The sequence below is a fragment of the Microbulbifer litoralis genome, assembly GCF_023634065.1.
Classification (GTDB): Bacteria; Pseudomonadota; Gammaproteobacteria; order Pseudomonadales; family Cellvibrionaceae; genus Microbulbifer; species Microbulbifer litoralis.
Window position 1 is genome coordinate 91,490 of the sequence record NZ_JALKCV010000014.1, and the last position, 25,282, is coordinate 116,771.

19 protein-coding genes are annotated in these 25,282 nt (G+C 62.7%); 12 read left to right on the forward strand and 7 right to left on the reverse strand.

Annotation, left to right across the window (positions count from 1 at the left end):
- Window positions 1-110: 110 nt before the first annotated feature.
- Complete coding sequence (locus MWN76_RS17460) at window positions 111-3,275, reverse strand: efflux RND transporter permease subunit (RefSeq protein WP_250463789.1); 3,165 nt, start codon at window positions 3,273-3,275, stop codon at window positions 111-113.
- A 165-nt stretch (window positions 3,276-3,440) separates the two neighbouring features.
- The gene (locus MWN76_RS17465; protein WP_250463792.1) at window positions 3,441-4,631 is read right to left on the reverse strand and encodes an efflux RND transporter periplasmic adaptor subunit; all 1,191 of its coding nucleotides are present in this window, start codon (window positions 4,629-4,631) and stop codon (window positions 3,441-3,443) included.
- 436 nt (window positions 4,632-5,067) lie between these two features.
- Between MWN76_RS17465 and ggt the strand changes: the two genes are divergently transcribed.
- Both ggt and pepN read left to right on the forward strand, forming a co-directional pair.
- Window positions 5,068-6,777 carry a gamma-glutamyltransferase gene (gene ggt, locus MWN76_RS17470; protein WP_250463795.1) on the forward strand — a complete coding sequence of 570 codons (1,710 nt, stop codon included), beginning with the start codon at window positions 5,068-5,070 and terminating at the stop codon, window positions 6,775-6,777.
- A gap of 450 nt (window positions 6,778-7,227) precedes the next feature.
- A complete protein-coding gene (pepN, locus tag MWN76_RS17475; RefSeq protein ID WP_250463798.1) occupies window positions 7,228-9,858 on the forward strand; it encodes an aminopeptidase N in 2,631 nt (876 codons plus the stop codon).
- Window positions 9,859-9,931: 73 nt separating this feature from the next.
- On the opposite strand, the gene MWN76_RS17480 is transcribed toward pepN, so the two are convergent.
- Window positions 9,932-10,480 carry a histidine phosphatase family protein gene (locus tag MWN76_RS17480; RefSeq protein ID WP_250463800.1) on the reverse strand — a complete coding sequence of 183 codons (549 nt, stop codon included), beginning with the start codon at window positions 10,478-10,480 and terminating at the stop codon, window positions 9,932-9,934.
- 20 nt (window positions 10,481-10,500) lie between these two features.
- Window positions 10,501-12,078 carry a carboxylesterase/lipase family protein gene (locus tag MWN76_RS17485; protein WP_250463803.1) on the reverse strand — a complete coding sequence of 526 codons (1,578 nt, stop codon included), beginning with the start codon at window positions 12,076-12,078 and terminating at the stop codon, window positions 10,501-10,503.
- Window positions 12,079-12,278: 200 nt separating this feature from the next.
- Between MWN76_RS17485 and MWN76_RS17490 the strand changes: the two genes are divergently transcribed.
- Both MWN76_RS17490 and MWN76_RS17495 read left to right on the forward strand, forming a co-directional pair.
- Complete coding sequence (locus MWN76_RS17490) at window positions 12,279-12,434, forward strand: hypothetical protein (RefSeq protein ID WP_250463806.1); 156 nt, start codon at window positions 12,279-12,281, stop codon at window positions 12,432-12,434.
- Between the two features lie 181 nt (window positions 12,435-12,615).
- Window positions 12,616-13,881, forward strand: a complete 1,266-nt coding sequence (locus MWN76_RS17495) for an MDR family MFS transporter (protein ID WP_250463808.1) — start codon at window positions 12,616-12,618, stop codon at window positions 13,879-13,881.
- Between the two features lie 54 nt (window positions 13,882-13,935).
- Here MWN76_RS17495 and MWN76_RS17500 read toward each other — a convergent pair whose 3' ends face one another.
- From MWN76_RS17500 to MWN76_RS17510, 3 genes are all read right to left on the reverse strand, one after another.
- Window positions 13,936-14,496, reverse strand: a complete 561-nt coding sequence (locus MWN76_RS17500) for an isochorismatase family protein (RefSeq protein ID WP_250463811.1) — start codon at window positions 14,494-14,496, stop codon at window positions 13,936-13,938.
- Between the two features lie 23 nt (window positions 14,497-14,519).
- Window positions 14,520-16,562 carry an NADPH-dependent 2,4-dienoyl-CoA reductase gene (locus MWN76_RS17505; RefSeq protein ID WP_250463816.1) on the reverse strand — a complete coding sequence of 681 codons (2,043 nt, stop codon included), beginning with the start codon at window positions 16,560-16,562 and terminating at the stop codon, window positions 14,520-14,522.
- A gap of 368 nt (window positions 16,563-16,930) precedes the next feature.
- Window positions 16,931-17,821, reverse strand: a complete 891-nt coding sequence (locus MWN76_RS17510; protein ID WP_250463819.1) for a LysR family transcriptional regulator — start codon at window positions 17,819-17,821, stop codon at window positions 16,931-16,933.
- Window positions 17,822-18,008: 187 nt separating this feature from the next.
- Here MWN76_RS17510 and MWN76_RS17515 point away from each other — a divergent pair, with 187 nt between their 5' ends.
- Genes MWN76_RS17515 through MWN76_RS17550 form a run of 8 tightly spaced genes read left to right on the forward strand, consistent with a single transcriptional unit; the run spans window position 18,009 to window position 25,239 of the window.
- Window positions 18,009-18,680 carry a histidine phosphatase family protein gene (locus tag MWN76_RS17515; protein WP_250463822.1) on the forward strand — a complete coding sequence of 224 codons (672 nt, stop codon included), beginning with the start codon at window positions 18,009-18,011 and terminating at the stop codon, window positions 18,678-18,680.
- Between the two features lie 16 nt (window positions 18,681-18,696).
- A complete protein-coding gene (locus MWN76_RS17520; protein WP_250463825.1) occupies window positions 18,697-19,908 on the forward strand; it encodes an acyl-CoA dehydrogenase family protein in 1,212 nt (403 codons plus the stop codon).
- 24 nt (window positions 19,909-19,932) lie between these two features.
- Window positions 19,933-21,003, forward strand: a complete 1,071-nt coding sequence (locus MWN76_RS17525) for a phosphotransferase (protein ID WP_250463828.1) — start codon at window positions 19,933-19,935, stop codon at window positions 21,001-21,003.
- Window positions 21,004-21,061: 58 nt separating this feature from the next.
- Window positions 21,062-21,838, forward strand: a complete 777-nt coding sequence (locus MWN76_RS17530) for an SDR family oxidoreductase (RefSeq protein WP_250463829.1) — start codon at window positions 21,062-21,064, stop codon at window positions 21,836-21,838.
- Window positions 21,838-22,620 carry an SDR family NAD(P)-dependent oxidoreductase gene (locus tag MWN76_RS17535; RefSeq protein WP_250463833.1) on the forward strand — a complete coding sequence of 261 codons (783 nt, stop codon included), beginning with the start codon at window positions 21,838-21,840 and terminating at the stop codon, window positions 22,618-22,620. The genes MWN76_RS17530 and MWN76_RS17535 overlap by 1 nt, the downstream gene beginning before the upstream one ends.
- Window positions 22,621-22,648: 28 nt before the next feature.
- Complete coding sequence (locus MWN76_RS17540) at window positions 22,649-23,110, forward strand: MaoC family dehydratase (protein ID WP_250463836.1); 462 nt, start codon at window positions 22,649-22,651, stop codon at window positions 23,108-23,110.
- Between the two features lie 13 nt (window positions 23,111-23,123).
- The gene (locus MWN76_RS17545; protein WP_250463838.1) at window positions 23,124-24,047 is read left to right on the forward strand and encodes an SDR family NAD(P)-dependent oxidoreductase; all 924 of its coding nucleotides are present in this window, start codon (window positions 23,124-23,126) and stop codon (window positions 24,045-24,047) included.
- Between the two features lie 10 nt (window positions 24,048-24,057).
- Window positions 24,058-25,239, forward strand: coding sequence for an acetyl-CoA C-acyltransferase (locus MWN76_RS17550; protein ID WP_250463840.1), 1,182 nt, complete (start codon window positions 24,058-24,060; stop codon window positions 25,237-25,239).
- Window positions 25,240-25,282 lie beyond the last annotated feature (43 nt).

Genomic DNA, 25,282 nt, shown 5'->3' on the forward strand with positions numbered 1-25,282 from the left:
CTTGCGGGTATCGGGCGCTTCCAGTGTAACCATGTCCGCACGATTATGAGAGGGGGAGAAAAGGAACGCCCGGGGGATTCCCGGGCGGGAGGGGCGAGGCCCCGGACGGTTTACGCTTCTGCCGGAATGGTTGCCGGCTGGCGGTTGCGACCGGACTTCCCGGCCAGCTTGCGCAGCGCGACGTAGAACACCGGCGTCAGGAACAGGCCGAACAGGGTCACGCCCAGCATGCCGAAGAAGAGGGCGATGCCCAGCGCCTGGCGGACCTCTGCACCGGCGCCGGAGCCCAGTACCAGCGGTACCACGGCGGCGGTAAAGGTGATGGAGGTCATCACGATCGGGCGCAGCCGCAGGCGGCAGGCTTCCAGCGCCGCTTCCACCGGCGTCATGCCCTCGTGCTGCTCCAGTTCGCGGGCGAATTCCACGATCAGGATGGCGTTTTTACAGGCCAGCGCAATCAGCACCACCAGCCCCACCTGGACGAAGATATTGTTGTCGCCACCGGTGAACCAGACGCCCAGCAGGGCCGACAGCATGCACATGGGCACGATCAGGATCACTGCCAGCGGTAGGGTCCAGCTCTCGTAGAGTGCCGCGAGGACCAGGAACACCAACAGGATGGCCAGCGGGAACACCAGCAGCGCGGCATCGCCCTGGGTGGCCTGCTGGAAGCTGAGGTCGGTCCACTCGATGGTCATGCCGTTGGGCAGGACGTCGTCGGCAATCTGCTGCAGTGCGTCCATGGCCTGGGCGGAGGACAGTACCCGCGGGTCGGCTTCGCCGGCCAGGTCTGCGGCCGGGTAGCCGTTGTAGCGCAGCACCGGGTCGGGGCCGAAGTCGCGGGTGATATCCACCACCGAACCGATGGGAACCATCTCGCCGTGGATATTGCGGGTGCGCAGGCGGCGGATATCGTCCACATCCTCGCGGAAGGGCGCGTCTGCCTGGGCGATTACCTGCCAGGTGCGGCCGAAACGGTTGAAGTCGTTGACGTAGCTGGAGCCCAGGTAGGTCTGCAGCGTGTCGAACAGTTCCGTCAGCGGTACCCCCTGGGCCTTGGCCTTGAGGCGGTCCACTTCCGCGTTCAGCTGCGGCACATTGGCCTGGTAGCTGGTGATCGGGAAGCCCATGCCCGGCGTCTGCGCCACGGCGCCCTGGAAGGCGTTGACCGCATTCTGCAGTTCACCGTAACCCAGGTTGGCGCGGTCCTCGATAAACAGCTGGTAGCCGGAGCCGTTGCCCAGGCCCTGGATCGGCGGCGGCATGAAGGAGAAGGTAAAGCCTTCGTTGAGCGCGGCGATCTTGCCGTTGATCTCGGCGTTGATTTCGGCCGCGCTGCGCTCGCGCTCCTCGAACGGTTTCAGCGGGAAGAACACCACACCGGTATTGGAGGTGTTGGTGAACTGCAGCGCGTTCAGGCCCGGGAAGGCGACGGAGTTGGCCACGCCCTCGGTTTCCATGGCGATGTCGGTGACCTTCTGCAGCAGCCGGTCGGTGCGCTCGAGGGAGGCGCCTTCGGGCAGCTTCACACCGGCGATCAGGTACATCTTGTCCTGCACCGGGATAAAGCCCGGCGGCACCAGTTTGAACAGCAGGCCGGTGCCGGCCAGCAGCACGGCGTAGACTGCGAAGACCGCGCCGCGCCGGCGCAGCGAGTGGGACACGCCGCCGCGATATTTTCTCGAACTGGCGTTGAAGAAGCGGTTGAACGGGCGGAATACCCAGCCGAACAGTCTGTCGATGATTCGCGTCAGCCGGTCCTTGGGTGCGCTGTGGGGTTTCAGCAGCATGGCTGCCAGCGCCGGCGACAGGGTCAGCGAGTTGACGGTGGAGATCACCGTGGAGATGGCGATGGTCACCGCAAACTGGCGGTAGAACTGGCCGGTAACCCCGGACAGGAAGGCCATGGGCACGAACACTGCGCACAGCACCAGGCCGATGGCGATGATGGGCCCGGAGACTTCTTTCATCGCCTGGTGCGCGGCGGCGAGCGGTGCCAGCCCCTCCTCGATATTTCGCTCGACGTTCTCGACCACGACGATGGCGTCGTCGACGACGATACCGATGGCCAGCACCAACCCGAACAGGGTCAGGGTATTGATGGAGTAGCCGAGCAGATACAGGGCGGCGAAAGTACCCACGACGGAGACCGGCACTGCCAGCAGCGGGATGATGGAGGCGCGCCAGGTCTGCAGGAACAGGGTCACCACCAGCACCACCAGCAGGATCGCTTCCAGCAGTGTCTTGATCACGGCCTTGATGGAGTCGCTGACGAAGATGGTGGTGTCGTAGACGGTTTTGTATTCCACGCCTTCGGGGAAGCGGGTGGAAATTTCGTCCATGGTGGCGACGACGTTTTCGCGGATTTCCAGCGCATTGGCGCCGGGTGCCTGGAAGATGCCGATGGCCACCGCGTCCTTGCTGTCGAGCTGTGCGCGCAGGGTGTAGTCGCCGGCGCCGAGTTCCAGCCGCGCGACGTCGGACAGGCGCACTATCTCGCCGTCGCTGCCGCTCTCCAGCACGATATCGCCGAACTCTTCCACGGTGCGCAGGCGACCCTGGGCGTTGATCAGGGTGAGGAAGTCGCTGCTGGCGATGGGCTCGGCGCCGAGCTGGCCGGCGGAGACCTGGATATTCTGCTCGCGCATGGCGCCCACCACGTCGCTGGCGGTGAGGCCGCGGGCGGCGATTTTTTCCGGGTCCAGCCAGGCGCGCATGGCGTAGTCGCCGCCGCCGAATATCTGCGCGTCACCGACACCGCGGATCCGCGCCAGTGCGTCGCGCACGTGCAGGCGGGCGTAGTTGCGCAGGTAAAGGGTGTCGTAGCGGCCGTCCGGCGAGGTCAGGTGCACTACCATCAGGAAGGTGGGCGACTGCTTCTGGGTGGTGACGCCCTGGCGGCGCACGTCTTCGGGCAGCCGCGCCAGCGCCTGGCTGACCCGGTTCTGTACCCGCACGGTGGCTTCCTCGGCGTCGATATCCGGGCGGAAGGTCACCGTCATCTGCAGCACGCCGTCGGAGCCGGCCACGGATTTGAGGTACATCATGCCCTCGACGCCATTGATGGATTCCTCCAATGGCGTGGCCACGGTTTCGGCAATCACTTTGGGGTTGGCACCCGGATAGACGGTGCGCACCACCACCGATGGCGGTACCACCTCCGGGTATTCGCTGACGGGCAGATTCGGGATCGAGATCAGCCCCACCGCGAAAATAATGATCGACAGCACCGCCGCGAAGATGGGCCTGTCGACAAAAAATCGGGAGAAATTCATGTTGATCGATACTCCTGCGCGGCGAGCTTCTGCCCGCCGGTTAATTCGTTCCCTGGAACTAACGGTTTTCTTTTGGCCCGTGTAGGGTGCGCCGTGCGCACCGAATCCCTGAACCCGCTATGAGCCACTGCGCTTCGCCGTCCCACGAAACGGTCGTCGCCCAACTCAGGGACCCACCGAAGCCAGCGCCGTATCGACAGCGGCCTCTCTACTGCGCATCGCAACTTGCTGCGGCTCCACCGGCATACCGTCGGCAAAGATTTTCTGCACACCGCTGACCACCACCCGGTCGCCGCTATTCAGGCCGTCGCGGATAACCAGCAGTTCGCCCTGGGTGCGGCCCGGGGTGATCTGGCGGCGCGCCGCCGTGTTGTTGGCGTCCACCACGAAGACATAGCGGCGATCCTGGTCCGTCAGCACCGCCTTGCGGTTGACCAGCAGGGCCTGCTCCAGTTTTGCCACCGGCAGTTGTACGCGTACAAACTGGCCCGGCCTGAAGGCGCCCTCCGGGTTGGCGAGTTCGGCGCGGTACTGCAGTGTGCCGGTACCCGGATCGAGGCGGTTATCGATAAAGTCGAGGGTGCCGCGATACGGAAAACCGGAATCGCCGGCCAGCCCGATGCGCACCGCAGTGGCACTTTCGGCGTCGAGTATTTGCTGGCTGTCGAGCGCGGACTGCTCGTCTGCGTCGAAGTAGACGTGCATCGGGTTCACCGACACCAGGGTTGTCAGCAGTGTCTGGTCGGCGCTGGCCAGGTTGCCCCGCGTGATCATGGCGCGGCCGGTGCGGCCGCTGACCGGTGCGGTGACCCGGGTATAGCTGAGTTGCAGTTCGGCGGATTCCAGCGCGGCGCGGGCGGCGCTGACCTGGGCCTCTGCGCTGGCCAGTGTCGCCTCGCGCCGATCGTATTCCTCTCGGGAGATGGCGCGCTTGTCCAGCAGCGGCTTGGCGCGGCCGGCCTCGGTTTTCGCCAGGGCCAGCTGGCTTTTGGCGCGGGCCAGTTCCGCGCGGGCGGCGCGGGCCCGCGCCCGGTAGGGGCGCGGGTCTATCTGGAACAGCAGGTCGCCGGCCTGCACCAGCTCGCCCTCTTCAAAGGCCACCTTGTCGATGTAGCCGCTGACGCGCGGGCGCAGCTCTACGGTTTCCGGCGCCACCACGCGGCCGTTAAAGGATTCCCACAGGGTAACCGGCTCCGCGATGACTTCCGCCACATTGACGACCGGCGGTGGCATCTGGTGTTCCGGGGCCTGGCCCTGCGAATCGCAGCCGGCTGCGGTCACCGATACCAGCAGCACGAAGGCGAGGCCCCGCAACCGGCCTGCCAGACGTGTGTTGGGTTCTCTCAGACTGTCCATGCGTTTTACTCCCGCTGTCACTTTCTCTGGAACTCCCGAATGGGAGTCATACTGCAATTGCTCCGTGTACCCGCCGGGTATTCGGGACGATTACTCGATCGAGATCGTTAAAAAATGTTTGAGGATCGCTCGTGAGGCCCGTAGGGCTGTACAAGCGTGGAGGATTCTATTTCCTCAAGTTAACTTGAGGTCAACAGTCGGTGGCAAAGGTTGGCAGCAACCCTGCCCTATCCGTGTGCACACTTTACGGACTGGGCGGGGTGGGGCGGTAGCAGATTACTGCGGGAAGGTTGTCGGATCCTGTAACGGATTCCCCGGATGTGGCTATGCCGGCGCTTGCGTCGGCCGGGTAAATGTGGAGACTGTCGAAATGGTTCGGTTTGTAACCGGAATGATACAAGTCTGTAGTAGAAAATAAATATTGGGGGCAATTTCTGTGAAACGCCTGTTTAATAAAAGTTCGGTGGCGGCATTCCTGTCGGCCCTGCTGGCAGCAGTATCTGCCGATGCCTATGACCGCGTCAATGGTGAGGGCTTTGCCAGCCGTTCCCAGGTGTTGGCCACGCGGGGCATGGCCGCCACCAGCCAGCCGCTGGCAACCCAGGTGGCGCTGGATATCCTCAAGCGCGGCGGCAGCGCGGTGGATGCGGCCATTGCCGCCAATGCGGCCCAGGGGTTGATGGAGCCCACCGGCAACGGCATCGGCGGCGACCTGTTTGCGATTGTCTGGAGTGCCGAGGACGAGAAGCTCTACGGCCTGAACGCCAGTGGTCGCTCGCCCAAGTCCCTGCCGTTCGAATATTTCGCCAAGCACGACCTGGACAAGATTCCATCCCACGGGCCGCTGCCGGTGTCGGTGCCCGGTGCGGTGGACGGCTGGTTCGAGCTGCACGACAGGTTCGGCCGCCTGCCCATGAAAGAGGTGCTGGCGCCGGCGATCGACTATGCGGAGCGCGGCTTCCCGGTGACGCAACTGGTTGCCTATTACTGGAATCGCTCGGTGCCGCTGCTGGAAAAATATCCCGGTTTCCGCGAGACCTACATGCCCGGCGGCAAGGCGCCGCAGGAGGGGGATATGTTCCGCAATCCGCGCCTGGCTAGGACGCTCGGTGAGATTGCGGAGGGCGGTCGCGACGCCTTCTACAAGGGCGATATCGCCCGCAAGATTGCCGCCTATATGAAAGAGAATGGCGGCTTTCTGTCCTACGAGGACCTGGCATCCCACCACTCCGAGTGGGTGGAGCCGGTATCCACCAATTACCGCGGCTACGATGTCTGGGAGCTGCCGCCGAACGGCCAGGGGATCGCCGCACTGCAGATATTGAATATCCTCGAGGGTTACGACCTGGCGAAAATGGGCCGCACCAGCCCGGAGTATATCCACCACTTCGTCGAGGCCAAGAAGCTGGCTTTCGAGGATCGCGCCAGGTACTACGCGGACCCGGCGTTCAACGAACTGCCGGTACAGGAGCTGATCTCGAAAAAGTACGCCGAGGAACGCCGCGAGCTGATCGATCCGCACAAGGCGGCCAAGCGTTATGAGGCGGGCAATGTGGCGCTGCGCCACGGTGACACCATCTACCTGACGGTGGCGGACGGGGACGGCAATATGGTGTCGCTGATCCAGAGCAACTACCGCGGCATGGGGTCCGGCATGACGCCTGCGGACCTGGGCTTTATCCTGCAGGATCGCGGCGAGATGTTCAGCCTCAAGGAAGGCCATTTCAACCAGTACCAGCCGGGCAAGCGCCCCTTCCACACCATTATTCCCGCATTCATCACCAGGGACGGCGAGCCCTGGATGAGTTTCGGTGTCATGGGCGGCGCCACCCAGCCACAGATGCATGCGCAGATTGTCATCAATATGCTGGACTTCGGCCTGAACGTGCAGGAAGCCGGCGACGCGCCGCGGATCCTGCACAGCGGCTCCAGCCAGCCCACGGATGAGATGATGCTGGACGGCGGCTACATCAGCCTCGAGGACGGTTTCCCGATGGAAACCCGCCGCAAGCTGGTGCAGATGGGGCACAAGATCCGTTTCGAGAGCGGCCCCTATGGCGGCTACCAGGGCATCATGCGGGATGACCAGGGGGTCTACCACGGCGCTTCCGAGAGCCGCAAGGACGGCCACGCCGCCGGCTACTGACCGGGACCGGGGATGCACTTGCAGGCGATAAAGGTTGAGCGGCCACATGGCTGATTCGCCTGCGGGGCAGGCTCCTACAGCCCTGTTCGGGGTCTTCACTTCTAGTGGTCCATGCGGAAAGTTTGGTGACTAAGGAGCACAGCCAAAGTGTTCAGATCAAGGCGAGAAAGCGCAGGAATAGTGGTTCTATTTCAAGCTTTCTCAACGCAGAGCTGGGCGCTTTGGCGACGCGAACAGTTACACAACTTTCCGCATGGACCACTAGCTATCCGTGTCAGCCAATAGCAGGCGTAGCCCGGATGTAGCGCAGCGGAATCCGGGTACCCCGAGCCGGCCGCCCCGCGGCGCCACATCCATCTTGGCACTGCCTCTGAAATCTATATAGTGGGCCTTTTCCCCGCCGGCTTTTCGGCGGGGGCGGTTGTAGCCAAGGAATACCCCAGTAGCCCTATGAAAGACGCCCAGCCCCGCACCGTTTACCTCAAAGACTACCGCGTTCCCGACTACCTGGTGGACAGCACCCGCCTGCACTTCGAGCTGCAGCCCAAGTCCACACTGGTCAAATCCCGCCTGCAGGTCCGCCGCAACCCGGATGCCGGGGAAGGGCTGCCGCCGCTGGTATTGGACGGTATCGAGCTGGAGCTGCTGTCGGTGTCCATCGACGGCCAGCTGGTGCCGGCCAGCCGCTACCGGGAGCTGCCGGAGGGGCTGTCGATCGATGTGGCGAAGCCGGAGTTCGTGCTGGAGATCCACAACCGTATCAACCCCGAGGACAACACCTCGCTGGAGGGGCTCTACCTGTCCAACGGCATGTACTGCACCCAGTGCGAGGCCGAGGGTTTCCGCAAGATCACCTACTACCCGGATCGCCCGGACGTGATGTCGAAGTTCACCACCACCATCGTCGCGCCGCGGCAGTATCCGGTATTGCTGGCCAACGGCAACGAGGTGGAGCGCCGCCATACCGAGGACGGGCGCCAGGTGGTCGTGTGGGAGGATCCCTTCGCCAAACCCGCCTACCTGTTCGCGCTGGTGGCCGGCGAGCTACAGCATATCGAGGATACCTTTACCACCGCCAGCGGTCGCGAGGTGAAGCTGCAGATCTTCACCGAGGCGAAGAATATCGGCAAGTGCGACCACGCCATGCGCTCTCTGAAGAAAGCCATGCGCTGGGACGAGGATGTCTATGGGCGCGAGTACGACCTGGATATCTTTATGGTCGTGGCCGTCGATCACTTCAATATGGGAGCGATGGAAAACAAGGGCCTGAATATCTTCAACTCCGCCTGTGTGCTGGCGAGCCCCAAGACCGCCACCGACCGGACTTTCCAGACCATCGAATCCATCGTCGGCCACGAGTATTTCCACAACTGGTCCGGCAACCGGGTCACCTGCCGCGACTGGTTCCAGCTGAGCCTGAAAGAGGGCTTTACCGTCTTCCGCGATGCCGAGTTCTCCGCCGATATGAACTCCCGCGCGGTAAAACGGATCGAGGATGTGTCCATGCTGCGCACCGCGCAGTTTGCCGAGGACGCCGGCCCCATGGCCCACCCGGTAGGGCCGGACTCCTATATGGAGATCTCCAACTTCTACACCCTGACCATCTACGAGAAGGGCGCAGAAGTGGTGCGCATGATTCACACGCTGCTGGGGGCCGATGGGTTCCGCAAGGGCAGCGATCTCTACTTCGAGCGCCACGACGGCCAGGCGGTAACCTGCGAGGATTTTGTCCGGGCAATGGAAGATGCCAACGGCGTCGACCTGGGCCAGTTCCGCCGCTGGTACAGCCAGGCGGGCACGCCGGTGCTGGATGTCAGCGACGAATTCGACGCGCAGAGCGGCACCTATTCGCTGACGATCAAACAATCCTGCCCGGCGTCCCCGGGGCAAACGGAAAAATTGCCTTTCCACATTCCCGTCGCCCTGGGACTACTCGACAGCGGAGGCAATGACCTGCCGCTGGATGGGGAAGGCAACACGCAGAAAGTGCTCGCACTGACTGAGGCCGAGCAGACGTTCCGCTTCGATGGCCTGCCGGGAGCACCGCTGCCATCACTGCTGCGCGGATTCTCGGCACCGGTCAAGGTCAACTATGGCTACAGCACCGAACAATTGCTGTTCCTGATGCGCAGCGACAGCGACGAATTCAACCGCTGGGACGCCGGCCAGCGCCTGGCCTTTGCTGCGCTGGAACAGTTGCAGGAAGATTTTCGCGCGGGTCGCGAGCTCGGGTTGCAACCGGAACTGGCGGATGCCTACCGCAGCGTACTGGCAAACCGCGAACTGGATCCGGCGCTGGTGGCCGAGATGTTGGCGCTGCCAAGCGCCCAGACCCTGGCCGAACACGCGAAAACGATCGATGCCGAAGCCATTGTCGCCGCGCGGGATTTTGCCCGCCGCGAGCTGGCATTTGCATTGAAAGAGGAACTGCAGGACTGCTACAACCGCCTGCAGAGCGACAAGGCCTATGATCCCAATGCCGCGGATATCGCCGAGCGCAGCCTGAAGAATGCCTGCCTGGCCTATCTTTGTGTTACCGAAGAACCGGAGCTGCTGGCGCTGGCCGAGACCCAGTTTGCCGGGGCCGAGAATATGACCGACAGCGCCGCGGCGCTGGCGGCACTGACCAATCATGCACCGGACAATATTGTCGAGCCGGCGCTGGAGAATTTCTACCGCCGCTGGCAGGGGGATACCCAGGTGGTGGAACTCTGGTTCGGTATCCAGAGCGGCAGCGCCAGGCGCGGTACCCTGGAAGCGGTGCACCAGCTGATGCAGCACCCGGCATTCGAACTGAAAAACCCGAACAAGGTGCGCGCGGTAATCGGCGCCTTCGCCAACCGCAATTTCACCCAATTCCATCGCTCCGATGGCAGCGGCTTCGTTTTCCTGGCGGAGCAGGTGATCGCTCTGGACAGGCTCAACCCACAGGTGGCCGCGCGCCTGGTGACACCGCTGACCCGCTGGAAAAAATATACCGACGACCTGGCGCAAAAAATGCGCGGCGCACTGCAGTCGATCATGGACTCCGGCAAGCTGTCGCGGGATCTTTACGAGGTGGTCAGCAAGAGCCTGGCATAGCCTGGGTGCGCCAAGTGTGCTGTGCGGGAAGTTCGCGAATTGTTTGCGAATTTCCCGAACAGCCCGCTCGCTCCTACACGATACGGCTGCGCCGCTCGGCCCCCAGTGTCGCGATTTCCAGCTTGCCGCCGTCCAGGACCAGCTCCGTCACCGAGGTGTAATCCGGCCTGAACTGCCGCACCCTGCGGTCGCCGCGAATATGGGCGACCACAGAGTTGATAACCATAAAGTGGCAGAAGATCGCGGTGTCCCGCCCGATTTGCAACAGGTAATCAATGGTATCCCTGCGCCAGCCGGACTGTAGCGAATCCTGTTCGTCCCACTCACCTTCGAGCAATCCACGCAGCCAGTCGCCGCGCCTGTGCAGCGGCACGTCTTCAGGGGAAGGAATTTCAACCACTGCGTCCTCGATCGCGACCGGCACCTGCCACAGGTCCGCCAGCGGGCTGGCGGTCTGCCGGGCGCGGGCCTTGGGGCTGCTGACCAGGGCAAACCGCTCGGCCCGCGCGTAGCGCTCGGCCAGTTCGCCGGCCTGCCGGTGGCCCAGTTCGGTCAGCCCCGGATCGGGGTCGCGCGGCGACTTTGCCGCCTCGCCGTGGCGCACCAGTAAGATTTTTGTCATGTCCGGCTCCCCGGAATCCGCTACAGATAACGCTTCAGGATGTCGTCGGGTACATGTTGCCATAACTGCGACAGCGCTTCCGCATCAAACGGGCGCTCTTCCGGGTGCTGGCCAAAGCGCCGGCTGTGTCCCTCGGAAAAGGCCGGCCAGCCGTCGCCGGGATCGCCGCACTCGGCGAAATTCAGCCAGGCCTCGCGCATGGACTCGCTGAGGGAGTGGGCCCCGGTTTCTCCGCCATAGAGGGATTGCAGTGTCTCCTCGCCGTGGGTTCCGAACACATATCCGAGCTCCACCGCATGGCAGGCACCGAGCAGCGGCTGCGCGGCCAGTGGCTGCGCAAACTGGTAGTGGTAGCGCCTGCCCCCGTGGGCCTTCAGCAGTCTGATTCCCGGCAGGGTAAACACCATGTCCGTCAGCATCAGGTTCCAGGCGCGGCTCCATTCGGGCCAGGGATTGTCTGTCATGGATCGGGCGCGCTGATAGTAGTGGGCGAGAATCGGGTCCAGGACGTTTCTTGGCAGCAGCCACTCCAGCCGCGAGCGAATCTGCGCGTCATCCAGCATCATGCTGCCGGCGTCGGTGGCGCTGAACAGATTCCACTCGTCGAGGTTGTTGCCCAGCATCAGCGACACATCCGCACCGCCGCCGCCCTGCAGGGCGATCATAGGCTCGGTTGTCAGTAGTTCGCCGTCCAGCACCGGTTTGAATGGCAGCTGGCCCCAGCTCTGTTCCATGCGCGGATCAGACAGTATCCCCTGCTGTGCCCGAAGCAGCGACTGGACCGAGGCCCGGAGCGGTGGTTCGCCGATCTTTTCCAGGTAGCCGAGAAAGGCTTCGGCGAGATGGTTGGCGCGCTCGGGAGTCTGCATGGCACAGGGGTTGCCGCTCTGCACGATCGCGCGGCGGAACAGGCCGCGGCAGCGGGGCGCGGCCAGCAGGGCGGCGATACACATGGCTCCGGCGGACTCCCCGAACAGGGTGATATTGTCCGGATCCCCGCCGAAGGCGGCGATATTCTCCCGCACCCATTCCAGCGCCGCCACCTGGTCGAGCAGTGCCTCGTTGCCGCTGGCCGGTATGTCGCTGATGTCCGCCAGGCGCAGGAAACCCAGCGCGCCGAGCCGGTAGTTGAAGGTCACAACGATGGCGCGGCCGCTGGCGGCCAGGTGGCGACCGCTGTAAATCTCCTGGGAGCCGGCCCCCATATAGAAGGAACCTCCGTGAATCCACAGCATGACCGGCAGTTGGTCCGACTCTGCAGCCGCGGGCGGCGAGTAGATATTCAGGGTGAGGCAGTCCTCGCCCTCCGGCGCCTCGCCATTGGGCCCCTCGACTTTGAACAGCGGGGAAGGTGGCTGTGCGGCGGGCATACCGAAAGTGAAGGCCCGCAGCGGCGAATGCCAGGGGGCCAGCGCCCGGGGAGGCCGCCAGCGAAGCTCGCCCTGCGGTGGTTGGGCGTAGGGAATACCGAGGAAACACTGCACTCCGGTCTGCGGATCCAGCCTGCCGACGATCGGGCCGGCGGGGGGCTGGTAAATCGGTGTCTGCTGTACTGCGGGGTTGTCGCGGTTATGGTCAATATTCGCGTCGCTGGTCATAAGCCTGGAGAGTCCCTTCCCAAATGACATCACACCAGTATAGCTGGCGGTGTTTTTTCTCCCGGGTTGCCCGCCGGACAAAAAAGTCAAAAAAATATTCGGTATTGCCTTGCAAACAGTCCGCACTGAGATAGTATTAACGCCACAGTGTCAATCAGCGAAATTTCACGCTTGGAAATTTCACCTTGAGAAGGTTCACCATGAACAGCCACCCACGCCATATTTCACCGCAACAGCACTCCGCGCTGCAGCAACTGCTGGCGTCCGTGCGCCTGTGGTCCGGCGTGCCCGCGGTGGCAGTCTGTTCTGCGCGCACCATTTACAAGATGCGCCCGGTGAAAACCGCGATGACCTAGCACACCCGACATGGCGACAGGCGATGGAAGGTGACAAGCCTTCCTCCCAAGAGAAAACCCGGAAGGCTGGCCTTCCGGGTTTTTTTTTGCCGGTTTTTCGCTGGTTACAGCGGAAAAACGGCGTGGGTGCTGTCGCCGACCCGATATGAAAATGGCAACGATAGACAGGGAGTAAACGACGATGGACAGGCAGTGGTGGCAGCGGTTACACGGTTTTCCGCCCCTGGTCTGGATAATCCTGCTGGGCAGTTTTTTCGGCCGCGGCACCTATTTCATGGTGTGGCCGTTTCTGGCGATCCTGCTCTACGAGAAATTCCAGCTGGGTGCGGCGGAGATCGGCCTGATCCTCAGCGCGTCGGCCGTGGGGGCCGCGCTGCTGGGATTCTATGTGGGGGCGCTGTCGGACCGCTGCGGTCGCCGCAATATCCTGCTGGTTGGCACCGCGATCAATGGCTTCGCTTTCGTGCTGCTGGCCGTGGCCGGGACACTGCCGGTGTTTATTCTGGCAATGACGCTCTGCTCCATCGGCCGCGCCGTCTGGGAGCCGCCGGCCAGCGCGCTGGTCGGCGACCTGGTTCGCGACAAGCAAAGCAGGGAACTGGCGCTGCAGTTTCGCTATTTCCTGATCAATGTGGGCGCCGCGCTGGGGCCAATCATTGGTATTGCCGCGGGCCTGAATGCGCAGCAGTCGACGTTCGGCCTGACGGCGCTCAGTTACCTGCTGCTGTGTGTCGGTTTTTTTTGGGGATTTTCCCGTACCGAAAGCGGGCGGATTGCACACCGCCGCCGCGATTCCGAAACCACACTCGGCAGCACCCTGTCGGTGCTGAAGAGTGATCATGTGTTCCTGGTGGTGATTGCTGCCAATGTGTTGACGTTGTTTATCTACGCACAGATGGATTCGAGCCTGGTGCAATACCTGACCCGCGCCCAGGCGCCGGCCCTGGTACAGCTGATCTCGGCGATGATCCTGGTCAATGCACTGACCATCGTGCTGTTGCAGTTTCCGCTGCTGCAGATGATGCGCGGTATCGGCGTGAACGGCCGTATCGTCATCGGCCTGGCGATACTGGCAGTCGGGCAGGTGTGGTTTGCGACCAATCCGCTGGACTGGTTCGCCGGCTGGATGGGGGCCACCTTCGTGGTGAGCCTTGCGGAGGCGATCCTCTTCCCGACCATGAGTGTGCAGATAGACCGGCTGGCACCGGACCACTTGCGCGGCAGTTACTTCGGCGCCTCGTCGTTTTACTCGCTGGGCTGGTCGGCGGCGCCGCTGGTGGGTGGCATCGTAATCCAGTGGTGGAGTGGGCCGGCGCTCTACTGGTTGATGTTTGGCCTGTGCGGTGTGGTCTTCCTGCTCTACCGGCTCACGCCGCGCCTGTCGCGGCCGCAATGGAAAGCGGCGGAAGATATGTCTGTGGCGGACGTGCCGGTGGCGGTCTCCTGATTGAGGCAGTCAATCCCTGTTGTTGGCCCCGCCAGGGGCCTATTTTCGGGTTGGCTATGGAGGGAGCGCAACGAGATCCCGGCTGTGGCAGATCTGCGCATACTCTCCCTCGAGATTGCTGATGAAGATCTGCTGCAATTGTTCCGCATCAATCGATTCCCCGTTGCGCAGCGTTATGCCGAAAGTCGCCGTCGCGTCTTCCGGCAGCAGGATGCGATAACCCAGCGCTGCACCGGCCTTGACCGTGGCATCCACCGAGTGGTTGATCACCACGCCTGTCGCGACCAGTTCGGTAGCGCCCAGCCCGCGCAGTATCGCATCCAGTTCCGTGCCGACGAAGGCGCAGTTCTCGCGCTTGGTAACGACGCTTTCCCCGGTCGCCGGTTCGGCTTCCGGTTTGAAGGCGAAATACGGCCCATCGGCGTGGTAGGGCGATCCCGGAAAACGCGAGGAGTGGCGAATATGCACGACCGGCCATTGACGCTCGCGCCAGTGTGCGAGCAGCTCGGCGATGCGCTGCTCGGCGGTGGGGTTGTTGCGGGGGTGGCGGGAGAAGTGATCGATGGCGCGCTGCACATCGATCACCAGTAGCGCCGGGTTTCTTGTCTGTATCACCGGCGCCCTCCTGTTGTCCGCCCTCAGATTGTCGCTGCCAGTCGCGATCCCTGGTCGATGGCCCGCTTGGCATCCAGCTCCGCGGCCTCGTCAGCGCCGCCGATGAGGTGGGTCTTCACCTCGAGCTCCTGCAGCGTATTGTACAGTGCCCGCGCCGGTTCCTGGCCGGCGCAGATCACGATGTTATCGACTTCCAGCAGCCGTGTCTCGTCGCCGATACGGAGGTGCAGGCCGCTATCGTCGATTTTTTCATAGCTGGCCCCGGGCACCATCTGCACATTGCGGTGTTTGAGACTGGTGCGGTGGATCCAGCCGGTGGTCTTGCCGAGGCCGGCGCCGACCTTGGAGGTCTTGCGCTGCAGCAGAGTGACCTGGCGCGGTGCGCTTACCGGCGCGGCCGGTTTCAGGCCGGCGCGGTTTTCCAGCTGGATATCCACGCCCCATTCCTCGAAGAATTCTGCCTTGGTTGGAGAAGAGCTGCTGGCGATCAGTTCCTGTGCCGGGTTCACTTCGTGGGTCAGGTACTCGGCCACATCGAAGCCGATACCGCCGGCACCGATAACCGCCACTTTGCGGCCCACCGGCTTTTTGTGTTTCAACACATCCAGGTAGCTGAGCACTTTTTCGTGCTCGATGCCGGGAATCGGTGGTGTGCGCGGTTCGATGCCGGTGGCGACAATGACTTCGTCGAAGCCCTGTAGCTCTTCGGCGCTCACCCGGTGGTTCAGCTTTACCTCTACACCGGTGATTTCCAGCCGGCGCTTGAAGTAGCGCAGTGTCTCCTCGAATTCCGCCTTGCCGGGAATCTGCCTGGCAATATTGAACTGGCCGCCGATATGGCTATCGGCTTCGAACAGGGTCACCCTGTGGCCGCGCTCGGCGGCGACGGTAGCGGCCGCCAGGCCGGCCGGGCCCGCGCCGACCACGGCGATGGTTTTCACGGTGTCGGTCGGCAGGTACTGCAGCTCGGTTTCGTGGCAGGCGCGCGGGTTGACCAGGCAGGAGGTCAGTTTCAGTTCAAAGGTATGGTCCAGGCAGGCCTGGTTGCAGCCGATACAGGTATTGATTTCGTCCGCGCGGTTTTCCGTCGCCTTGTTGACGAACTCGGCATCGGCCAGGAAGGGGCGCGCCATGGAAACCATATCAGCGTGGCCGGCCGCCAGCACGTCCTCGCCTGTCTGGGGCATATTGATACGGTTGCTGGTGATGACAGGCAGGCTCAGGTGTTGCTTTACCTTGAGGGTGATCTCGGTAAAGGCGGCGCGGGGCACGCTGGTAACGATGGTGGGCACGCGCGCTTCGTGCCAGCCGATGCCGGTGTTGATGATGGTCGCGCCGGCTTTCTCGATCGCCTGGCCCAGCGCCACCACTTCGTCGAAAGTGCTGCCGTCCTCCACCAGGTCGAGCATGGAGAGGCGGTAGATGATAATAAAGTCCTCGCCCACGGCCTCGCGCACGCGACGCACGATTTCGATCGGCAGGCGGATGCGGTTTTCGAAGCTGCCGCCCCATTGGTCGCTGCGTTTGTTGGTGCGCGAGACGATAAACTGGTTGATGAAGTAGCCCTCGGAGCCCATGATCTCGACGCCGTCGTAACCGGCCTCGCGGGCCAGGGTGGCGCAGCGGACATAGTCGTGGATCTGGCCCTCTACCTCTTCCGAACTCAGTTCCCGGGGTGTAAACGGATTGATCGGCGCCTGTATCGCGGACGGTGCCACCAGGTCCTGGTTATAGGCGTAGCGGCCGGCGTGCAGTATCTGCATGCAGATCTTGCCATCTTCGGCGTGCACGGCGTCGGTGATTTCCCGGTGTTGATGGGCCTCCTCCGGGGTGGTCATCTTGGCGGAGCCCATAAACACGCCGCCCTCTTCATTCGGCGCGATACCCCCGGTCACGATCAGGCCGACACCGCCGCGGGCGCGCTCGCCATAGAAGGCCGCCAGCCGGTTGAAGCCGCCCTCGTGTTCCTCGAGGTTGGTGTGCATGGAACCCATCAGCACGCGGTTTTTCAGCGTGGTAAAGCCCAGGTCCAGCGGGGCCAGCAGGTGGGGGTAGGCTTGGGACATGGCATCTCTCCGTCTCTGTTGTCTATATGCAACTATGTGCATATTGTTTGAGACGGAGGATAGCAGGGGGCACCGGGGCTGGCAGTGACCGATTCGGTCGGATTCTTTGGCCTGTTTGGGTGGTTTTTCGAGCCCGGTTCCTCGTCCAACATTGGGGTGGGGCGTGTTGTGGGGCCTGCTGTTGGCGTTTGATTTCGTAAGAATGTGCAGGGCCTTCACATTTGGCTCGATATTCTTTTCCAACCGTAGAGTGCGCCGCGCGCACCATTGACCGGGCGGTGCGCACGGCGCACCCTACTGGGAGTCCCGAGTCCCGAGTCCCGAGTCCCGAGTCCCGAGTCCCGAGTCCCGAGTCCTGAGTCCCGCCTTCACACGAACAACTCCATCAACTGCCCCCGCAGCCATCGATTGGCCGGATCGTCGTGCTGGTTCTTGTGCCACAGCAGATGCCAGTCCATCTGGGGCAGTTGGAAGGGAAGTTCGAACAACCGCGCCGGGAACTGGTTGGCCAGGCTGGCCGGCACCGTCAGGGCCAGGTCTGTGCGCAGTACCACCAGTGGTGCCACCCGATAATGCTGCACGCGCAGCTTGATACGGCGGCGCCGGCCGAGTTTGTTCAGGGCGATATCCACCAGCCCCGGCCCGCTGCGGCGGCTGGAGACGTGGACATGTTCCAGTTGCAGATACTGCTCCAGTGTCAGGCTGGTCTGGTCTGCCAATGGGTGATCGCTGCGCAGCATGCACAGGTAGCGGTCGTTGACCAGTCGCTGCTGGTGTAACTGCGTGGCGGTGGCGAGTGGGATATCCAGGCCGAAATCCAGCGTGTTGGCCGCCAGTTCCTTGACCAGTTGGTCCCGCGGCACATAGTAGGATTCCACATTGATCCCCGGTGCCCGCCGTTCCAACTGCTCCAGCAGCCGCGGCAGCAGCAGGGTCTCCGCCATATCGTTCATCGACAGCCGCAGTGTCCGCTGCTCCGTGGCCGGGTCGAACTGGCGCTGTTCGCTGAGGCTGGTACCGAGCAGGTTCAGGGCCTGTTGCACGCGCGGCATGATGCTCTCGGTCAGCGGTGTCGGGGTCATGCCGGCCGGGGTGCGGGTGAACAGTGGATCGTCCAGGCTGCGGCGCAGCCGCGCCAGGGCGTTGCTGACCGCCGGTTGGGTGATATGTAGCAGCTCAGCGGCGCGGGTCAGGTTGCGCTCGTTGTAGATGGCCTCCAGCACCAGGAAGAGATTCATATCCATCTGCTGCAGCTGCATGGCTGTCACCTTTCATCAGTTGCCTTTCATCACCAGTATGAATGGTTGGATATTCGCACAATAAACTTCGATGATCCAATGTCCGGCGTTAGGGTGGGGATCAGTAGAAGGGAACCCACCGGTATCAGGGCCTTGGCGTTGAGCTTGGGTATTCTTTTTATGACAGATAGTGACCGAGGGTAACTAATTGGCTGAGTTCTATACCGTGCGCCACGGCCAGGCATCATTCGGTGCCGCCGATTACGACAAGCTATCCGAACTGGGCTGGCGCCAGGCGCGCTGGCTGGGGGAGCACTGGCGCGAGGCGGGGCTGCCATTCGACCGCATCCTGTGCGGCGACCTGCTGCGCCACCGGGAGACGGCGCAGGGTATTTGTGAGGGGCTGGACCTGGACGCCTCCCGCGTGGAACTGGTGCCGCAAGTCAACGAGTTCGACTTCCACAGCGTGATGCGCAGCTACGGCGAACGGGACCCGCAATCCGTGCCCGCCGAGGGCGCTGGCCGCGCCGATTACTACCGTTTCCTCAAGAAAGCCATGCGCGCCTGGGCCGGCGACGAGATCAGCCCGGCGGAGAGCTGGCAGGCGTTTGAACAGCGCATCGGGGAGGCGCTGGCGCTGATCGGCGACAGCCCCCGCGGCAGCAGGACCCTGGTGGTCAGCTCCGGCGGCGCGATTGCAATGATGGTGCGCCAGGTGCTGGATGCGGGCGCGGATACCGTCACCAAGCTCAATATGCAGATCAAGAATACCGCCGTCAGCCGGTTCTTTTCCGGCGCCGGCGGCGTCAGCCTGCACAGTTTCAATCACGTGCCACACCTGGAAACCGGGGAGCGGCACGAATTTATTACCTACAGTTAATCGGGAGTTTCGGCCGATGGAATTCGAATACTCGGACAAGGTGCAGCAGCTGTTACAGAAGCTGCGCGATTTTATGGATGAACACGTCTACCCGGCAGAGGAGACTTACCACCGACAGCTGCAGGAGGACCGCTGGGGCGAGCCGCCGATCATGGCCGAGCTCAAGAAAAAAGCGCAACAGGCGGAGCTGTGGAACCTGTTTCTCCCGGACAACCGCTTCGGCGCCGGACTGACCAACCTGGAGTATGCGCCGCTGGCGGAAGAGATGGGGCGGGTGCTGTTTTCGTCCGAGATCTTCAACTGCAGTGCGCCGGATACCGGCAATATGGAAGTGCTGGCCCAGTATGGCAGTGAGGCGCAGCAACAGCAGTGGCTGACGCCATTGCTGGCCGGCGAGATCCGCTCCGCCTTTGCCATGACCGAACCCAAAGTCGCCTCCTCCGATGCCACCAATATCGAGACTTCGATCGTGCGCGACGGCGATGACTACGTCATCAACGGCCACAAGTTCTATATCAGCGGCCTGATGAACAAACGCTGCAAAATCATGATCGTCATGGGCAAGACGGATCCGGACAATCCGAACCGCCACCAGCAGCAATCCCAGATACTGGTGCCTACCGATACGCCCGGGGTAAAAATCCGGCGCCCGATGACGGTGTTTGGTTACGACGACGCACCGGAAGGCCACGCCGAGGTGATTTTCGACAATGTGCGCGTAGCCGCCGAAAACCTGATCCTGGGCGAGGGCCGCGGTTTCGAGATCGCCCAGGGGCGTCTCGGTCCGGGCCGTATTCACCACTGCATGCGCCTGATTGGCGGTGCCCAGCGGGCGCTGGAAAATATGGCCAAACGCGCGGAACAGCGCGTGGTGTTTGGGCGCCCGATGAGCAAGCAGGGTTCCGTGCGCGAGGATATCGCCAGATCCGCCTGCGAGATTGAACAGGCGCGCCTGCTGACCCTGAAAGCGGCGGCGCAGATGGACCAGTACGGCAACAAGGCGGCCAGGGACCTGATCGCGATGATCAAGATTGTCGCGCCGCAGATGGCCTGTACCGTGATCGACCGCGCGATACAGGTTCACGGCGCCGCCGGCCTCAGCCAGGACCTGCACCTGGCCGGGCACTATACCTACGCCCGCACCATTCGCCTGGCGGACGGGCCGGACCAGGTGCACATGATGCAACTGGGGCGCAACCTTGCTGCGCGCTACGGCGCGGTAGGGTAAATCGACAATACAACGGGGAAGGCGATGACAAACGAGATGGTTTCCGAGAGTAGAAATATCGTCGATCAATTGCCGATAGCGGCGCTGGAAGAATACCTGGCGGCGCAGGTTGAAGGGTTTCGCGGCCCGATGCAGGTCAGCAAGTTTTCCGGTGGCCAGTCTAACCCCACATTCAAGTTGGAAACGCCGTCCGGACGCTATGTGTTGCGGCGCCAGCCGCCCGGTAAATTGCTGAAGTCGGCCCACGCGGTGGACCGGGAATTTCGCGTGATGCGCGCGCTGGCCGACAGTGCCGTGCCGGTACCGCGGGTATTGCACCTGTGTGAGGACCGCGAGCTGATCGGCTCGATGTTCTATGTGATGGAATACTGCGAGGGTCGTATCTTCTGGGATGCGGCACTGCCGGAACTCGACGGCCCCCGACAGAAAAATCAGCGCGCGGCCTTTTACGAGGAGATGAACCGGGTGCTGGCGGCACTGCACAGCGTCGATCTGCAGACGACCGGCCTGGCGGATTACGGCAGGCCCGGCAATTATTTCGAACGCCAGTTCGAGCGCTGGCAGGGGCAGTACCGCGCGTCGGAACTCCAGCCCATCGCGGCGATGGACCGGCTGATCGACTGGCTCGGCGGCCACCTGCCGCCGGACGATGGCCGCGTGGCGCTGGTACACGGCGACTATCGGCTCGACAACATCATGTTTCACCCCACCGAGCCCCGCGCCATCGCGGTGCTGGACTGGGAGCTCTCCACCCTCGGCCACCCGTTTGCGGACCTGGCCTACCAGTGCATGCAGCTCCGGATGCCGGCGGATTCCGGCAATATCTCCGGGCTGATGGGCGTGGACCGCGAGGTACTGGGGATTCCCTCCGAGCATGAGTACGTGGCCCGTTACTGCGAGCGCATGGGTATTGAAAAAATCGACAACTGGGCCTTCTACCTGGCGTTCAGCTTTTTCCGCCTGGCGGCAATTATCCAGGGGGTGGCCAAGCGGGCGCAGGATGGCAATGCGTCCAACAAGAGCGCGGCCAGGCTCGGCGCCTTTGTCGAACCGCTGGCGCAACTGGCGCTGGATGTGATTGAAAAGGAATACTGATGGGCCGTACCCGGTTTGCCCATCCTACTGAATCGAGACAGAACTTCTGGGAGTCCACATGACAACAAAACTTTTTGACCTCACCGGAAAAATTGCCCTGGTCACCGGCGCCAGCCGCGGCATCGGCGAAGCCATCGCAAAATTGCTGGCGGAGCAGGGCGCCCATGTACTGGTGTCCAGTCGCAAGATCGAGGGCTGCCAGGCGGTGGCCGATGCGATTGTCGACGCCGGAGGCAAAGCCGAGGCGCTGCCCTGCCATATCGGCAATATGGAGGAGATCGAACGGGTGTTCGGCGAGATACGCCAGAAGCACGGTCGACTGGATATCCTGGTCAATAACGCCGCTACCAATCCCTATTTCGGCCATATTCTCGATACCGACCCGGGCGCCTTCCAGAAAACCGTCGATGTGAATATCCGCGGTTACTTCTTTATGTCGGTGGCGGCCGGCAAGCTGATGCGCGAGCAGGGTGGCGGCTGCATCGTCAACACGGCCTCGATCAATGCGCTGCAGCCGGGCGTCGGCCAGGGTATCTATTCGATTACCAAGGCGGCGGTGGTCAATATGACACGGGCCTTTGCCAAGGAGTGTGCCCCGTTCAATATCCGCGTCAACGCGCTGCTGCCGGGGCTGACCAAAACAAAATTCGCCGGTGCGCTCTTCTCCCACGAGGAAATCTACGATACCGCCATCGGCCATATCCCGATGCACCGCCACGCAGAGCCGGATGAGATGGCCGGCACCGTGCTCTACCTGGTGTCCGACGCCTCCAGCTATACCACCGGTGAATGCGTGGTGGTGGATGGCGGCATGACGTCCTGCGGAGGTATCTGATGAACGCGGATCCGATCCTGGATTTCTCCGGGCAGGTGGCACTGATTACCGGCGCCGCCAGCGGCTTCGGACAACTGCTGGCCCACGAACTGGGCCGGCGTGGTGCCAGGCTGGTACTCGGCGATATCAATGAAGAGGCACTCGCCACCGTCGCCGATGAATTGGCTGGAGACGGTATCGACTTTCGCTCAAAGCGTTGCGATGTGTCCGTGGAAACAGACTGCGCGGCACTGGTGGAGCTGGCCAACTCGGCGTTCGGCAGGTTGGACCTGGCTGTCAACAATGCCGGGATTGCACCGCCGATGATGCGCCTCGAGGAGACCGATGAGGCGGAAATGGACCGCCAGTACAACGTCAACCTGAAAGGCGTGATGTTCGGCCTCAAGTACCAGCTGCCGCTGATGAAACGGCACGGCGGCGGGGCCATTCTCAATGTCTCCTCGATGGCCGGGCTGGGCGGTGCGCCCAAGATCGCCTCCTATGCGGCGGCCAAGCACGCGGTCATCGGTGTGACAAAAACCGCGGCGGTGGAAAATGCCAAGTACGGCGTACGCGTCAATGCGATCTGTCCCTTCTTCACGCTGACGCCGATGGTGACCGGTATCGAAACCCCGGGGGTGAGTGGCGAGGAAATGCAGGTATTTCTCGCCACCGGCTGCCCGATGAAACGCCTCGGGCAGCCGGAAGAGGTGGTGGCGGCGATGCTGATGCTGCTGTCACCGAAGATGACCTATATCACCGGCCAGGCGCTGGCGGTCGACGGCGGTGTGTCGGCTTACTGAAACACAATATAAGAATGCGGAGTTCACAATGCCTACACTGATTCCACGAGACAGTTTCCCGGCCTATGTCGGCCTGGAAATCGAGCCCACCGAATGGCTGCAGATAGACCAGCAGCGGATCGATACCTTTGCCGAGTGCACGCTGGATCGCCAGTTTATCCATGTGGACCCGGAGGCCGCCAGGAAGACACCGTTTGGCGGCACCATCGCCCACGGCTTCCTGTCGCTGTCGCTGCTGTCCTATTTTGCCGAACAGTTGCAAATCGCCATCGACGGCGTGCAGATGGGGGTGAACTATGGCCTCGACAAGGTGCGCTTTATCAACCCGGTCAAGGTCGACAGCAGAGTGCGGGTGCGGGCGAAGATTCTGGATATCCAGGAGAAAAAGCCCGCCCAGTACCAGATAAAACTGGAAGCCACCATGGAGATCGAGGGCGAGGAAAAGCCGGCCCTGATCGCCGAGTGGCTGTTTATGCAATTTACCGGATAGGGGAGAGGGTGAGATGAGTGTTCGATTCGATGGACAGGTGGCAATCGTCACCGGCGCCGGCAATGGCCTGGGCAGATCCCACGCGCTGGAACTGGCGCGGCGCGGGGCGAAAGTGGTGGTCAATGACCTGGGCGGCGCGCGCGACGGCTCCGGCGCTTCGCTGAGTGCCGCGGAACAGGTGGTGGCGGAAATCGAAGGCTTCGGCGGCGAGGCCATCGCCAACGGCGCCAATGTCACCGACTATACCGAAGTGGAAAACATGGTCGGGTCCGCCGTGGAGCGTTGGGGCCGGGTGGATATCCTGGTGAACAACGCCGGCATCCTGCGCGACAAGTCTTTCGCCAAAATGGACCTGGACGACTTTAAACAGGTCATGGATGTCCACCTGATGGGCTCGGTCAACTGTACCAAGGCCGTCTGGGAGCTGATGCGCAAGCAGAACTATGGGCGCATCGCCATGACCACTTCCTCGTCCGGTCTCTACGGCAACTTCGGCCAGTCGAATTACGGTGCCGCCAAGATGGCGCTCGTGGGCCTGATGAATACCCTGTGCCTGGAGGGTGAGAAATACGGAATCAAGGTCAATTGCCTGTCGCCGACCGCCCGCACGCGGATGACCGAGGATATTATCCCCGATCCCAGGGTGCTGGACCTGATGACACCGGAATCGGTCACCGCGGGCCTGTTGGCACTGGTAGCCGAGGACGCGCCCAACCGATTTATTCTCGGTGCCGGCGCCGGTGCTTTTGCCTGCGCGCGTATCGTGGAAACCGGGGGCGTCTACCTGTCTCCGCAACAGCAGACGCCGGAGGCAGTACAGGCGCAAATGGAGTCGATTGCCGACGGCGGCGACCAGAAGGAGATCTACGGCGGCCTGAACCAGACGGTAAAGTTTGTACAGAAGGCGGCGCACGCCCTCGATGTGGAACTGAATTGAGGAGATTGCCATGAAAGAGGCAGTGATTGTTTCCACGGCACGCACGCCGATCGGCAAGGCCTATCGCGGTGCCTTCAACAACCTCGAGGGGCCCAGCCTGGCTGCGCACGCGGTGCGCGCGGCGGTGAAGCGCGCGGGCGTCGAGGCGGCGGAGGTCGACGACTGCATTTTCGGCGTCGCCATGCAACAGGGGACCACCGGACTTAACGTTGCCCGGCAGATCGCGCTGCGCTCCGGCCTGCCGGCCAGTGTTGCCGGTATGACCATCGACCGCCAGTGTTCCTCCGGCCTGATGGCGGTGGCCACCGCGGCCAGGCAGATAGTACAGGACGGCAGTCCGCTGGCGGTGGCCGGTGGGCTGGAACATATCTCGCTGGTGCAGAACGAACATATGAACAGCTATCGGGCCACCGATCCGGCGCTGCTGGAAATGTCCGGCGATATCTATATGCCGATGATCGATACCGCCGAAGTGGTAGCGAAACGCTACGGTATCGAGCGCGAGCGCCAGGACGAATACGCGCTGCAGTCCCAGATGCGTACCGCTGCGGCCCAGGAGGCGGGAATCTTCCGGGATGAGATAGTGCCGGTGACCTGCACCAAGGCGGAAATGGATCGCGAGACGAAGGAGATCTCCTACCGCGAGGTTACCCTGGAAAAAGACGAGGGCAACCGCCCGCAGACCACCCTGGAGGGACTGCAGAGCCTGAACCCGGTGCGCGACAACGGCGTGATTACCGCCGGCAATGCCTCCCAGCTCTCCGACGGCGCCGCCGCGCTGGTGCTGATGGACAGTGAACTGGCGCAGAAGCGCAATCTGGAGCCGCTGGGTATCTACCGCGGCTTGGCCGTGGCCGGCTGCGAACCGGACGAGATGGGTATCGGTCCGGTCTACGCGATCCCGAAACTGCTGCAGCGCACCGGCCTGTCGATGGACGATATCGGCCTGTGGGAATTGAATGAGGCCTTTGCGGTGCAGGTGCTCTACTGCCGCGACAGGCTGGGTATCGACAACGACAGGCTGAATGTCAACGGTGGCGCCATCTCCATCGGCCATCCCTACGGTATGAGCGGTGCACGGATGGTCGGCCACGCGTTGCTGGAGGGCAAACGCCGCGGCGTCAAATATGTCGTCGTGACCATGTGTGTCGGCGGCGGTATGGGGGCGGCGGGATTATTCGAAGTCGCCTGACGTGGTGCTGCCGGAACCTTTGTTCTGGAGCGAGAAAAATTTC

Bases quoted from the DNA above. Each gene is read 5' to 3' on its own strand.
- MWN76_RS17460 (WP_250463789.1), bottom strand. From the start codon at position 3,275: ATGAATTTCTCCCGATTTTTTGTCGACAGGCCCATCTTCGCGGCGGTG.
- MWN76_RS17465 (WP_250463792.1), bottom strand. From the start codon at position 4,631: ATGGACAGTCTGAGAGAACCCAACACACGTCTGGCAGGCCGGTTGCGG.
- pepN (WP_250463798.1), top strand. From the start codon at position 7,228: ATGAAAGACGCCCAGCCCCGCACCGTTTACCTCAAAGACTACCGCGTT.
- MWN76_RS17480 (WP_250463800.1), bottom strand. From the start codon at position 10,480: ATGACAAAAATCTTACTGGTGCGCCACGGCGAGGCGGCAAAGTCGCCG.
- MWN76_RS17485 (WP_250463803.1), bottom strand. From the start codon at position 12,078: ATGACCAGCGACGCGAATATTGACCATAACCGCGACAACCCCGCAGTA.
- MWN76_RS17490 (WP_250463806.1), top strand. From the start codon at position 12,279: ATGAACAGCCACCCACGCCATATTTCACCGCAACAGCACTCCGCGCTG.
- MWN76_RS17495 (WP_250463808.1), top strand. From the start codon at position 12,616: ATGGACAGGCAGTGGTGGCAGCGGTTACACGGTTTTCCGCCCCTGGTC.
- MWN76_RS17505 (WP_250463816.1), bottom strand. From the start codon at position 16,562: ATGTCCCAAGCCTACCCCCACCTGCTGGCCCCGCTGGACCTGGGCTTT.
- MWN76_RS17510 (WP_250463819.1), bottom strand. From the start codon at position 17,821: ATGCAGCTGCAGCAGATGGATATGAATCTCTTCCTGGTGCTGGAGGCC.
- MWN76_RS17520 (WP_250463825.1), top strand. From the start codon at position 18,697: ATGGAATTCGAATACTCGGACAAGGTGCAGCAGCTGTTACAGAAGCTG.
- MWN76_RS17525 (WP_250463828.1), top strand. From the start codon at position 19,933: ATGACAAACGAGATGGTTTCCGAGAGTAGAAATATCGTCGATCAATTG.
- MWN76_RS17530 (WP_250463829.1), top strand. From the start codon at position 21,062: ATGACAACAAAACTTTTTGACCTCACCGGAAAAATTGCCCTGGTCACC.
- MWN76_RS17535 (WP_250463833.1), top strand. From the start codon at position 21,838: ATGAACGCGGATCCGATCCTGGATTTCTCCGGGCAGGTGGCACTGATT.
- MWN76_RS17540 (WP_250463836.1), top strand. From the start codon at position 22,649: ATGCCTACACTGATTCCACGAGACAGTTTCCCGGCCTATGTCGGCCTG.
- MWN76_RS17545 (WP_250463838.1), top strand. From the start codon at position 23,124: ATGAGTGTTCGATTCGATGGACAGGTGGCAATCGTCACCGGCGCCGGC.
- MWN76_RS17550 (WP_250463840.1), top strand. From the start codon at position 24,058: ATGAAAGAGGCAGTGATTGTTTCCACGGCACGCACGCCGATCGGCAAG.